The organism is Geothermobacter ehrlichii (genome assembly GCF_008124615.1).
Classification (GTDB): domain Bacteria; phylum Desulfobacterota; class Desulfuromonadia; order Desulfuromonadales; family Geothermobacteraceae; genus Geothermobacter; species Geothermobacter ehrlichii.
In genome coordinates this window covers 460418-472655 of record NZ_VNIB01000001.1, presented here as the reverse complement: position 1 = coordinate 472655, position 12238 = coordinate 460418, and the positions used below count along the sequence as shown (strand labels likewise).

9 protein-coding genes and 1 tRNA gene are annotated in these 12238 nt (G+C 67.2%); all 10 read right to left on the bottom strand.

Translation table 11 applies throughout. The annotated features are described in order from the left end of the window. Positions 1-60: 60 nt before the first annotated feature. Entirely contained in the window at positions 61-864 is an 804-nt protein-coding gene (gene amrB, locus EDC39_RS02325; protein WP_148894491.1) for an AmmeMemoRadiSam system protein B, read from the bottom strand. A 69-nt stretch (positions 865-933) separates the two neighbouring features. Beyond that, positions 934-1755, bottom strand: a complete 822-nt coding sequence (locus EDC39_RS02320) for a sulfite exporter TauE/SafE family protein (protein ID WP_148894490.1) — start codon at positions 1753-1755, stop codon at positions 934-936. A gap of 58 nt (positions 1756-1813) precedes the next feature. Next, positions 1814-1887: transfer RNA gene (locus EDC39_RS02315), tRNA-Cys, on the bottom strand. A gap of 83 nt (positions 1888-1970) precedes the next feature. Then, on the bottom strand, positions 1971-2741 hold the full coding sequence (locus EDC39_RS02310; protein ID WP_148894489.1) for a hypothetical protein: 771 nt from the start codon (positions 2739-2741) through the stop codon (positions 1971-1973). Beyond that, positions 2738-4138 carry a PQQ-dependent sugar dehydrogenase gene (locus EDC39_RS02305; RefSeq protein WP_148894488.1) on the bottom strand — a complete coding sequence of 467 codons (1401 nt, stop codon included), beginning with the start codon at positions 4136-4138 and terminating at the stop codon, positions 2738-2740. Before EDC39_RS02305 ends, EDC39_RS02310 begins: the two co-directional genes overlap by 4 nt. 38 nt (positions 4139-4176) lie before the next feature. Then, positions 4177-4635, bottom strand: coding sequence for a hypothetical protein (locus EDC39_RS02300; protein WP_148894487.1), 459 nt, complete (start codon positions 4633-4635; stop codon positions 4177-4179). A gap of 102 nt (positions 4636-4737) precedes the next feature. Then, positions 4738-5730 carry a ribosome small subunit-dependent GTPase A gene (gene rsgA / locus EDC39_RS02295; protein ID WP_148894486.1) on the bottom strand — a complete coding sequence of 331 codons (993 nt, stop codon included), beginning with the start codon at positions 5728-5730 and terminating at the stop codon, positions 4738-4740. Then, a complete protein-coding gene (locus EDC39_RS02290) occupies positions 5723-9103 on the bottom strand; it encodes a UvrD-helicase domain-containing protein (RefSeq protein WP_148894485.1) in 3381 nt (1126 codons plus the stop codon). The genes rsgA and EDC39_RS02290 overlap by 8 nt, the downstream gene beginning before the upstream one ends. Beyond that, entirely contained in the window at positions 9100-11772 is a 2673-nt protein-coding gene (locus EDC39_RS02285) for a PD-(D/E)XK nuclease family protein (protein ID WP_187426602.1), read from the bottom strand. Before EDC39_RS02285 ends, EDC39_RS02290 begins: the two co-directional genes overlap by 4 nt. After that, positions 11769-12164, bottom strand: a complete 396-nt coding sequence (locus EDC39_RS02280) for a VanZ family protein (protein ID WP_148894483.1) — start codon at positions 12162-12164, stop codon at positions 11769-11771. Before EDC39_RS02280 ends, EDC39_RS02285 begins: the two co-directional genes overlap by 4 nt. Positions 12165-12238 lie beyond the last annotated feature (74 nt).

The window sequence follows — 12238 nt, the reverse complement described above, 5'->3', positions numbered from 1 at the left end:
CCAATGGTGGCGCGGCCGAACCGCGCCTTTATACTGCACCTGCGGGTCGCTGGCAAGGGGTCAGCGAACGACGATGCCGGCATAGCCGACGACCTCGGACTGATCGCCGGTCACCTCGCCCGAATTGCCGTAACGCACCAGCTCCGCCCGGGTCGCTCCCAGCTCCCCGGCGGCGGCCAGCAGCACGACCGTCGGCATCACGCCGCACATGGTGATGCGGTGTTCGCGCACCACCCGATAGAGGCCTTCCGCATCGAGGGCCAGAATGCGTTCGATGGCGAGCCGGTCCTTTTCGCGGGCGATCTCTCCCGGCTCGTAGTGCGTCATGTCGCTGCTGGCGACAATCAGCGGTCGCGGCTGTCTCGATGCCAGCGACTGGCCGAGACGACGGCCGAGATCGACCAGCTCCGCCAGGGGCCAGTGGGCCAGGCAGATGGGCAGGATGCGGGCGGCGGGATTGCGTCGCTGAATGAAGGGGAGCTGGACTTCGAGGGAATGTTCGCTGCGGTGGGCCAGCGTGTCGGCGGCGAGCATGGGACAGGACGCCAGCACGGCGTCGGCCAGATCCTCGGCGACAGCGACCGGACCCAGGGGCGTCTCCCAGGTGCCCCGGCTGTAGACCGCGCCGGGATAGCCTAAACCGTGGTGATTTGGTCCCAGGACGACCACCTCATCCGGAACGGTCACCCGGGCGAAGACGGCCCCGGCGATGGCTCCCGAATAGAGATAGCCGGCGTGGGGTGATACGACACCGACCGCCTCCTCCTGCCCGTCGACTTGACCGAGAAAGGCGTCAAGCTGCCGTACGAGCGTTTTTCCGTCTGACGGATAGAACTGGCCGCTGACTGCGGGTTTCCTCGGCATCACAACCTCCTCCGTGGGTACATACCGCCCTGCCTGTTTTCCCTTTCCCCTTTACCCTTCGGCAGAGTGTCAATTTAGCGCCTGCAGGCCGATCTTGACGCCGACCAGAATCAGTAGAACGGCAAAGACCTTGACCAGTTTATCATGGGGCAGATGGCCGGCAACACGGACCCCGATCCGGGCCGACAGCATGGAGAACGGAGCCACCAGTCCAAGGACCAGCAGGTTGATATAGCCGGCCGACAGCGGCGGCAGCAGCGGACTGTTCCAGCCATGAAAGACGTAGCTGGCGGCACCCGCCAGGGAAGAGACCACGATCAGGGCGCTGGAGTTGCCGACCGCCAGCTGGATGGGCAGCTGCAGGACGATGACCATCAGCGGCACGGCGATCACCCCGCCGCCGACGCCGAAGAAGGCCGAAAAGGCGCCGCCGGCGATGCCCACCAGCACCAGCTGCCAGAAAGGCGCCGGCTTGTCCCGCTCGGGAGGCAGATAGCGGCGCGAGCGAATCATGCGCAAGGCGACGACGGTCTGCATCAGGGCAAAGAGAAACTGCAGGCTGTCGCCTCGCATAAAGGCGGCAAGCGTCGACCCGAGGGCGGCGCCGGCAATGCCGCCCAGCGCCAGTCCGTAGACCTGCGACCAGTCGACGTTGCCCCGTTTGCGATGCCCGAGCGTGCTGCTGACGGCGGTCGGCAGGATGATGCCCAGGCTGGTGCCGAAGGCCATGTGCACCATGACCGCGGGATCGATGCCGACCAGCGGAAAGACATGCAGAAAGAGCGGAACGAAAATGATGCCGCCGCCGATACCGAGCAGGCCGGCAAGGAAACCCGCCAGGGAGCCAAGAAGGATGAAGAGCAGAACGATGTCCGGCGAGAGCAGGTTCATTGGATGCTGCGGCAAATGAAAAAAGCCAGCCCGACAAGGGGCTGGCCTGTTGCTGAGGTGGAGGCCCCGACCAGATTCGAACTGGTGATGGAGGTTTTGCAGACCTCTGCCTTACCACTTGGCGACGGGGCCGTCGCGACCCGACGGGCCGCCTGAAAAGTGCGGTATTGATATCAAATCCACTGTGGGCTGTCAACAGGAAAGACAGGGGATGCTCACGGAAGCTTTTCCACCAGCACCCAGAACTCCCGTGTCGCCTCCGCCGTGCCGGCGCGGAAGCTCAGCGGAACGCCGGAGACGCGACTGCCGGTGACCACGGAACGGCCGATGTTGACCCACCGGCCGACCGGAACCACCACCCGGGTGGCCAGTTCCTGAAACACGACCGTTTTGTGCCGGCCCTCGCCCCGGGCATCCTCCATGCGCGGCACCAGCTCGAGAGCCACCTGGTCGCCGCTCTGGCGGGGCGTCACCAGAAAACCGGTCGTCAGCCGGCGGTAGTCGATCGTCGTGCCGAAACCCTCGACCTCACCCGCCAGCGCCAGCAACTGCCTGATGAACGGCTCGTCGCGACCGATGCGAATCAGGCCGCTCTCGCCGTCGGCAACCTGAAGCGACTGCTCGCGCGCGTTGTCCGTAGTGCCAAGGCGGTAGCCGATTCGGCCGGTGGCATCGAAGGTTTCACCGATGCTCCGGCGCGACTGGCGGACCCTGATCCGCCACTGCACGGGCACGACATCGAGGCCGCGCAGCGCCCGGTCGACGAGATCGAGTTCGGCCGCTTCGCCGCGGGCGACGATCCGGCCGTTCGTGGCGGCCAGTTTCACCTTGTCTCCCGCCAGCTCTCTCAGGGCGGGCAGAAGCTCGGCGGCGGCGCGGTGTTGCAGCGCAAAGACCCTGACCTCCTCGGCCGAACTGACCGGCGAAGCCGACAGCAGCAGCGCCAGGACAGCGACCGACAGCAGCCGCAAAAGGGTTCTGTTCATTCTCTCCTCCCCGCGTCAGGCTTGAAAACGATCCGGTAGACGCACCCCGCACGGTCGTCACTGAGATAGAGAGCGCCATCGGGACCGACCGCCAGTCCGACCGGCCGTCCCCAGACACCCTTGCCGTCGCGCCAGCCGGCAAGAACGTCCTCGGGGGGACCTGCCGGCCTCCCCTGCCGGAACGGAATGCGCACGACCTTGTAGCCGGTCGGCTGCCGCCGGTTCCACGAACCGTGAAAGGCGACGAACAGATCGTCTCGCCAGGAAGACTCGGCCGCCAGCCCGGCGCCGAAGACCAGACCGAGCGGCGCCGAATGCGCCTGCAGCTCGACGGCGGCCGGACGGGTATCGGCGCAGCGGACGTCCGTACCGAGTCCGGGATCGGGGACCCGGTTGCCGTAACAGAAGGGCCAGCCGTAATCGCCACCTTCGACAACGAGATTGATTTCGTCCGGCGGCAGATCGTCCCCCAGCATGTCCCGGCCGTTGTCGCTGGCCCAGAGCCGGTCGGTACCGGGCTGGAAAGTCAGCCCGACACTGTTGCGCAGTCCCCAGGCATGGATCCGTCCCTCTCCGCCGTCGGGAGAAAAACGCAGGATGGTTCCCCGTCGCGGGTCCTCCTCGAGACAGGCGTTGCAGTCCGAGCCGACCGATACGTAGAGGGCGTCGTCCGGACCGACGGCAAGGCTTCGCGTCCAATGCCCTCCGCCCGACGGCAGATCGTCGGAGATCACACGTACCGCGTCGGCCCGCAGGTCGCCGTCCCTGTCCTGAAGCCGCAGCAGCCGGCCGCTTTCGGCGACCAGCAGCGCCCCGCCGGCGAACGCCAGTCCGTGGGGACGGTCGAGGCCGGCGGCGAATTCGACGGTCTCGTCGGCGAACCCGTCCCGGTCGCGATCAGGAAGCGCCAGCACCCTCCCCTGGCCGGGAAGACTGACGAAGAGCACCCCCCGCGAATCGAAGGCGAGCATGCGGGGAGCAGCAAGGCCATGGGCGAACAGACCGATCTCTGCATGCTCCGGGGCAAAAAGGCGCCTGTTTTTCAGGGTGTTGTCATCTGTCCCCTCAGGCAGTTTCAAGGGTGTCGGGCGCAGATCGCCGGCGATGTCGACGGATGCGGTTCGCCGGTGGAAGAAGCCGTTCGGCCAGATCCGGACCTCGACCGACCAGGCGAGAACGGCGGCCATCGGCAGGGCGAGAAAGAGGTACCAGCTGCTGAACCGGCGCAGAAAGAGACCCAGAGCCAGCGACAGCAGGCCAACGGGCAGCAGCCAGGACAGGAGTTCGGGAAGGGGAAGCCGATCGGCAATGGCGCCGGCGAAGATGCCGGCCGCGAGCAGCAGCGTGAGCAGGACGAAGGAGAGCCAGGTCGGTCTGCGGTCGGTACGCGGTCCCATGAAGCGAGATTACCATATTCCGGCGAAAGCGCAGGAATCTATGGCGGCAGTGAAAGCACCTGGAAACGAAACGGACGAGAGAGGTCGGACCGGTTGCCGTCGACCGCCGGCATGACGCCGCCGCTTCCGGTCGCCTCCCACCCCAAAACAGTGCCGTCGGCATCGAAATAGACGCGCAGCACCCGCCAGGAGGTCCGAACGGGACGCGGATCGAGGGCGGCGTCACCCGTGGTTTCGAGCCGAAAGTAGCTCCAGATTTCGACGGTGCCCGCCGGTACGCCCCGCCGGTCGATCTCGTACCGCCAGAGAGCCGGATCGGTCCGTGTCATCCGCTCGGGCCAGCCGAACAGGTCGACGACCCGGTCACGGTCGGTCGTTCCCGCCACGAGCAGATGACCCGCCTGACGCAAGTCCGGCATCCGGCCGGTATCGAGCGACGGCGCGCAGGCGGTCATCGGCAGCAGCAGCACCAGCATGACCATGTCGGAAAGCCGCATCCTCACCTCCGCAGCGACAAAAGGGAATCTTTCCTTCTTTTCGACAGATGCGGGCGCTTTCTTCAGCCGTTTTGCGATGGGGCGGGATTTTTCGGCCGCCGGTCAACGAATCTTTTCGCGGGATTCGAGTTCCTGTTGCAGCTTGAGGAAATTCTGGTAGCGGACCTCGTCGAGCCGACCGGAGGCCACGGCCTCCTTCACCTGGCAGTCGGGCTCGCGGTGGTGGCGACAGTCGGTGAAGCGGCACGCCCGACCGAGTTCGACGATATCGGGGAAAGCCTCTTCCAGCGTGGTCGTTTCCTGCAGCAGCTGGATCTCGCGCATGCCGGGATTGTCGATCAGCAGGGCGCCACCGGGCAGAACGAGCATTTCGCGTTGGGTCGTGGTGTGCTGTCCCTTGCCGTCCCGCTCGCTGAGCCGGCCGACCACCTGCCGCTCCTCGCCGAGCAGCCGGTTGGCCAGGGTCGATTTGCCGGCCCCCGAGGACCCGAGCATGGCCAGGGTCATCCCCTTGCGCAACCAGGGGGCGAGTGCGTCGAGCCCTTCGCCCCGCAGGGCGCTGACCGGCAAAACGGCCGGACAACCCAGATTCCTCACCTCGTTCAGACAGCGCTCGAGATCGCGGCACAGCTCCATCTTGTTGAGCACGACCACCGCCTCGGCCCCGCTGCCACCGACCAGGGCCAGGTAGCGCTCGATGCGCCGCGGGTTGTAGTCCTGGTCGAGGCCGGTGACGATCAGCACGGTATCGACATTGGCGCAGATGACCTGGGGGACGGCCCGGCCGGGAGCCTGGCGGACGATCGCCGATTTGCGCGGCAGAACAGCATCGACCACCCCTTCCCGGCCCGGGCGTCCCGGCCGGTGGAGAACCCAGTCGCCGACGACCGGCAGCAGGCCGCCCCGGCGGGCGAGATGATGCAGCCGTCCGGGGATGCGGGACTTGAGCTGCCGGCCGTCGCCGGCCAGCAGGGTGCTGAAGGTCCGGCTGGCCGCCATCACCCGGGCAGCCTGCAGTCCCCGCTTGCGCCCTTCGGCGAGCATGGGCTCCAGTTCCGGATACCAGCCGAGTTCGCGAAGCCGTCGGTCAGACATGGTCGAGTTCCAGCAGATGATCGATCATCGGAAAATAGAGAGCCGCCCTGGCTCTTCGCCGCTCATCATAGAGACGAATCAGCGCCAGGTAAAGGGCGAGCTGCCGCCGGTACCTGTCGGCTTCGCGGGCGAGAAAGTCGTCCAGGGATTCGCCCCTGTCCGGCTCGCTGGTCTTGAAGTCGACGACCCAGCGACAGCCGTCGGAGTCAACGAAGGAACGATCGACCGCCGCGTGCTGCAGCCGGCCGTCGACCATGCCGTGCAACGCCAGCTCGACCTGCACCTCGGAGACGTCGCCGAACAGGCGCGACCAGTGGCGGCCGTGGCAGACGTTCTCCATGGCCCTCAGCACCCTGACGGCGGCGTCCCGGCGCCGGTGCCAGGGGATACCACCCTGCACCAGGAGCTCCTCCCAGCGGGGAACCATGGCGGCCAGCTCCTTCCGTGACGGCCGGCGGTCCGGCAGACGCTCGAGCAGCTGATGCACCAGGTTGCCGACAATCCGCCACTCCATGGCCCGCAGGCTGATTTTCAGCACGCCGACCGGTTCGTTATCGCCACTGTCGGAGGGAAGCTGGCCGGTCGCGACGCGGGTGTCGAGCGCCGGCGCCAGTTGCGGCAGCCGCCAGTCGGCCGGCAGCCGCCAGAGAAGGTTGCCGGCCGGCTCCTCTGTCACCGGCGTCCCTGTCGTTTCCATCACCCTGGCCTGGCCGGCGACGGCGGGCCAGATCCGCTCCAGAAAGGAACCGGCGGCGGGGCGCAACTCGCCCTTCCCGTCCTCGCGGACCTGTCCGAACAGATGCAGCCGTCTTTTCGCCCGGGTGGCGGCGACATAGGCCAGGCGGGTGATCTCTTCGCGGTCCCGGTCCTGCTGAATGCGCTGAATGGCCTCATAGGTACGATCGGGGTCGGGATCGTCGGCCCGCCTGACGGAGGCGAGCAGCAACCCGAAGTCGGGGTGATCGAGCCAGTTCAGCAGCGGCCTGGCGCTGGACTGGGTGGTGCGGCCGAGTCCGGGCAGGATGACGACGTCGAACTCCAGTCCCTTGGCCTTGTGGATGGTCATCAGCTGCAACCGGCCGTCGGCGCCGGGGTCCGGGGAGGCGAACAGCTGCCCGAGCCGCCGGTCGAAGCGATCGAAATCACGCAGATCGCCGCCATGGTCGAATTCGTCCAGCAGCTCGAAAAAACGTTCGGTGTCCGGCAGCTCCGTCGCCGGCACGCAGGCCGGGCCGCCGAGAGCCAGCCAGGTCGCCTCGATCAGCCTTCGCAACGGCACCCGGCCCCGCAGTTCGAGCGCCCGCTCAAGGGACGGCCTGATCCTTTGCCAGCGACGATGCCCTTCCTCCGACAGCCGGGAGAACAGCTCCCGCTGGTGTCCGCCCTCGTCGAGCAGCTCCCAGACGCTTCGCGTTCTGTCGCCGGCGATGACCGCTTCGAGGTCGTTCAGGGTCAGGCCGCACCAGGGAGCGCGCAGCAGCGCCAGCCAGCTGATCCGGTCTGCGGGATGCAGCAGGGCCCTTGTCAGCGACCGCAGGTCGAGAATCGACTGCCGCTCCGCCAGACTGTCCAGGTCCTGCCCCTGAAAGCGGATCCCTTCGCTTTTGAGCAGCGCCACGATCTCGCTCAGATGCGACCGGGCCCTGGCCAGAACGGCAACGGTCCATTCGGGCCGTGAGGTCCGGTAGGCTCTGACCAGCTCGACGATCCGCTCCGCCTCCCGTCGTCCGTCGCTCTCCGTCTGGACTTCGAGGCTGACCGCCTCGCCCCCGTCATCCGGCCGGCTGGCGACGGCCCGGCGATAGGGGATGGCGCAGCGCAGGCTGTCCTCACGGGCAGGAAAGGCCAGGGAGAAGGTGTCGTTCACCCAGTCGACGATCCCCTGCTGTGAGCGGAAATTGGCGCTCAGCTGCAGCAGCTGCGGCCGGATCATGCCGAACCCGCGCTGGCAGACCTGCAGAAAGAGGGAAACCTCGGCCTGGCGGAAGCGATAGATCGACTGCATCGGGTCGCCGACCAGAAAGAGGGTGCGGCCGTCGCTGCCGCTCCAGCCGGCGGTCAGTCGGCGCAGAAGTTCGAACTGGATGATGGAGGTATCCTGAAATTCGTCCACCAGGATGTGCCGGATCCGGCTGTCGAGCTGCAGCAGCAGCTCCTCCGGATGCTCTTCGTCGCCGAGGGCGCGCAGGGCGGCACCGGCGATCTCGACAAAATCGACCTGGCCGGTGAGGCGAAAGACCTCGAGCAGCTCGACGACCGCCAGCGGCAACAGCTCGACCAGGGCATCGAGCATGATCCATCCGGCGTCCGGATACCGGGACTCCGGGCGGTCACGGTAGGCCAGCATGGCCGCCTGCGCCTCGTCGTTCACCGCCAGGGAGGCAAGCAGGGCCTGCATCCGCCCTTTCGCCTCGGCCCCCTCACGGCCGGCGGGAAAACCGAGACGGCGGTCGACGCTCTTGCGCACCTGCCCCTGCGCCGTCAGCAGCAGCTTCAGCAGTCGGTCCCAGAGGGCGAATCGCGCCTCCACCGTTCCTGCGTCCTCCAGGCGGTCTGGCAGCCCGGCCAGGGGTGAATCGTCCTGCCCTGCCAGATTGCCGGCGGCGTAACGGGCCAGATCGAGCAGTTCGTCCCGCCAGGGGGCCAGGGCCTGCTCCAGCCGCCGCAGCAGCCCCAGGCAGCACGCCCGCAGGTTGGTCTCGAGCTGCTGACGCGCCTGCTCGTGCCGCTTGCCAAGGACCGTGCGCAACCACTGGTCGCGGCGGGCCAACATGTCGACCAGCATGTCGCGGATCAGCCCCAGCCGGTTGTCGAGATGATCGAGCAGGCAGGCGACGGCATCGGCTTCCGGTCCCTGCCCGTCGAGTCGCGCCAGAAGCCGGTCGACTGCTTCGCGGTAGAGATCGTCGGGAAAATCGGTGACCTGCGGCTGGCCGCCGAAACGGCTGAGCCAGGGCATCCGCCGGGTCAGGAAGGCGCAGAAGCTGTCGATGGTCGTCAGGCGCAGCCGGGAGGGATTGTCGAGCAGATTCCAGCCGCCTTCGCGGTCGCGGGCCAGCGCTGCCCGGGCGAGCTCCATGGTCCGGCGCCGGTGTTCCTCGCCGGGTGTGTCGACACCGGACGCCGCTTCGCCGAGGGCGAGAAGCACCCTGCCCTTCATCTCCTCGGCCGCCTTGCGGGTGAAGGTGATGGCCAGAATCTCCTCCGGCTGGTCGACAACCGCCAGCAGCCTGAGCAGCCGCTGCGAAAGCAGCTCGGTCTTGCCGGAACCGGCCGGGGCCTGCACGATGAAGGAACGGGTCGGATCGAGTGCCGCCTCCCGCTCGCCGGCATCGGGCGGCCGTACGCTCGGCAGCATCTGTGCATCGGTCATGCTTCCGCCTCGCTGTCCTGTTGGTTCTGTTGCCGTTCGAGAAGCCGGCAGACCGGCAGGCCGTCGCAGTAACGGCAGGCCTTTTCGCTATCCGTGGGATCGACCAGGGCCCGGCCGGCGACGAACTCGTCCGCCACCTCGGCAAGCGCCCGGCGCCAGTGCTCGACAAGCTGCAGCCAGTCGTCCCAGCCCTTTTCGGCGAAAAGCTTCTCCTGCTGCCGCTGCAGGTTGCCCTGCCACGGGCTGTCGGGATGAACGACGCCGTAGAAGCGGCAATCGGACGACCGGCAGTGTACGCGGGCGAAAACGGCCCCGGCCACCTCGTGCGCCGGAATCTGCAGACAGTAGAGCGGCAGCTGTGGCTCGGTGACTCTGTCATCGAACCACTGTCTGTGGTCCGGCTGCCCGGTCTTGTAGTCGATGACCAGCCGCCGGCCATCCGCCAGCCGGTCGATGCGGTCCACCCTGGTGCGCAGCAGCAGGCCGCCGATCCGCACCTTTTCATCCTTTTCGATGGCCTCGACCGAAAACGCCTCGCGTTCTCTTTCCAGCGCCAGCCAGGTGCGGCCCAGCCGCCTCAAGCGCGCGATTTCGAGCATCCGCTGCCGTGGTGGAAGATCGCGCTTCTCACGATTTTCGAACGCGCCAACAGCCTGCTCGGCGGCAGTGGCGAGCAGATTCTCGAGCCCGCTTTCGCTCAGCCGGCGCAGCCCGTCCAGGTCCTGCAGCTGCCGCCAGATTTCCTGCAGCAGGTTGTGCACAAGGGTTCCCCGGCTCATGCCGTCGAGTCCGCTCTCCGCCTCGGGCAGGGCCTCGGCCAGGAGCCGGTAATGGAGAAAGGCGCGAAACGGGCAGAGTGCCTGGTCCCGGAGAATGCCGGTGCCGCCGCTGAAGATCCTGCCGGGCGGCAGCGGCGGTCCGAAGCCGTCGTCGACCGCGACCAGCCGGCGGCTGCCGGCGATGGCGGTGACGGGACCGGCGCACGGCGTTGCGAGATCGAGCACGTCCGCCGAGGTGTCGATCAGCGGACTCGGCCGGTATTCGGCACCGTCGATCATGGCCGGCCAGCTGACCACAATGTCGCCGGCGGCATGCAGCAGCCGGCGCCAGCTGTTTCGGGCAAAGGCGAGTTCGCGTTCGGCATCGGCGTGCGGCATACCGTACTGCCGCTGCAGCGCCAGGGGCAGAAAGGGGTTGGGGGAAGGCGAAACGGGCAAGGCGCCGTCATGAAGCCCCATGATCCACAAATGATCGAAATGCTGTCCCGCCGATTCGAGCAGGCCGAGGACCTGAACACTGAAATCGCTCCGGTCGGTCTGGAATTCGGTCTCCCGGGCCAGCCTGGCGACCAGGGAGACCGCCTCCTGCCGTCCCATGGGCGTGGCGACAGGATCGAGGGACGCCAGTTCGGTCAGCAGTTCCATGAAGCGGTCGACCGCCTGCCAGCTGCGGCTGTCGAGCTTGCCGTCTCCCGGCCAGCCGACGGCCTCGAGCAGGTTGGCCATCCGCTCGGCCCAGCTTCCGGGCAGATGCCGTCCTCCCTGCCGGTTCCAGCCGAGCAGATGGTCGAGCAGATCGACAAAGGCGGGGACGCGGCCCTGCCGGGCCGCCTGGCGCCGCAGCCTGGCAAGGCTGACCACCCGCTGCTCTCTTTCCCGCAGGACCAGGTCGAGGCGGGCCCGCTCCTGGCGTTCTTCATCCCCTCCCCTGACGAAAGGGGAGCGCAGCAGCCAGCTGATATCGGCCAGTTCGACCTGACCGCCCAGCCCGACGAGAGTGAGCGCCGCCCGCACCGGTCCTTCCCGATCGAGGGGCAGGCCGAGAGAAAAATTGACCGGCGCCATCCGGTCCGGCTGCAGGCAGCCGGCTGCATCCAGCTCGGCCAGAAGGGCGTTCTGCAGTCGGCCCCGGTATTCGTCCAGCCGCGGCACGACGATGCCGATGCGACTGTCGGGCTGCCGCTCCAGGCAGAAACGCACCCAGCGGGCGCACTGGCGGACTTCGTCGTCCGGGTCGGCCGCCCGGCAGAGGCGATAGCCCCCTTGCGGAACCTGTTCGGGCGGCGGCTCGACCTCAACGTCGCAGCCGGCCCGGCGCAGCACGTCCATCAGCCGCTCGTAGACCGGCTCGAGGCTGTCGAAACCGGCCAGATAGAGACGTGATGGCGGCTCGATCCGCCCCCGGTGCAGGGCCTCGATCAGCAAAGCCGGCAGATGATGCAGTGAAAGCCATCCCCGTTCGCCGGCTTTCTGCTCCCACCGGCTCAGCCAGCGGGCGAAAACCCTGCACTCTTCGCTGGCCTGGCTATCCCAGTTTCGTACTTCGTGGCTCAGAAGAAGCCGCTGCGCCTCGGCTGCCTGCCGGGCGCTGGCGGCGATACGCAAGAGCGACAGTCCGGCATGGGCGGACAGGTCTTCCTCGATGACCTCTTCCCACAGGCGCAACACCTGTCGTTCGCTCAGCACCCGGCCCTCGAGGCCGAGAGTCCCGATGCAGCCGGCGATCCAGGCCTTCAGGGGGAGGATGGCCGGACGCGGCCAGAGAGAACGTCCCTGCTGCTGCATCCGCCGGTCGAACTCGGCCGTCAGCCAGCCGGCCAGCCGGCGGTTGACGGTCAGGACCAGGGCGCCCGCCGCCGCGGCATCCAGCGCTTCGCCGGCCGTCGTCATCCGCCGCTCCTTTCGTCTTCTGGCTGGCGCTTCAAAACCAGCAGCATCCCGGCCGCCGCCAGGACACCGGCCAGATCCGCCAGCAGGTCGCCCCATTCCGCCTGACGAGTCGTGGTGAGGAGAAACTGGGCGACTTCGACGAGGGCGCCGTAGGAGAGGCTGGCCAGACCCGCCAGGTAGAGACGCCGCCGCAGGGAGGAAAAGGAGATGGCAAATGTCCAGAGGCAGGTCAGCAGTCCAAAGGCGAGCGCGTGCGACAGCTTGTCCTGTCCGGGAAAAAAGGCAACCGACGCCGGCGCATCGTTGAGAGCAAGCACCAGAATCGTCACCATCCAGCCCAGTGCGAGCAGACGGAAGATCCCTCTGTATTTGACTGCCACCGATTCAACCATATAATCCCTCCACAGCCAGCAGGCCGGTCAAATGATATGATGTGGATTAAAGATGGTGGCGAACAAAAACCGTC

Coding starts and splice junctions, on each gene's coding strand:
- EDC39_RS02320 (WP_148894490.1), bottom strand. CDS start 1,755: ATGAACCTGCTCTCGCCGGACATCGTTCTGCTCTTCATCCTTCTTGGC.
- EDC39_RS02310 (WP_148894489.1), bottom strand. CDS start 2,741: ATGAACAGAACCCTTTTGCGGCTGCTGTCGGTCGCTGTCCTGGCGCTG.
- EDC39_RS02305 (WP_148894488.1), bottom strand. CDS start 4,138: ATGGGACCGCGTACCGACCGCAGACCGACCTGGCTCTCCTTCGTCCTG.
- EDC39_RS02280 (WP_148894483.1), bottom strand. CDS start 12,164: ATGGTTGAATCGGTGGCAGTCAAATACAGAGGGATCTTCCGTCTGCTC.
- rsgA (WP_148894486.1), bottom strand. CDS start 5,730: ATGTCTGACCGACGGCTTCGCGAACTCGGCTGGTATCCGGAACTGGAG.
- EDC39_RS02300 (WP_148894487.1), bottom strand. CDS start 4,635: ATGCGGCTTTCCGACATGGTCATGCTGGTGCTGCTGCTGCCGATGACC.
- EDC39_RS02285 (WP_187426602.1), bottom strand. CDS start 11,772: ATGACGACGGCCGGCGAAGCGCTGGATGCCGCGGCGGCGGGCGCCCTG.
- EDC39_RS02290 (WP_148894485.1), bottom strand. CDS start 9,103: ATGACCGATGCACAGATGCTGCCGAGCGTACGGCCGCCCGATGCCGGC.
- amrB (WP_148894491.1), bottom strand. CDS start 864: ATGCCGAGGAAACCCGCAGTCAGCGGCCAGTTCTATCCGTCAGACGGA.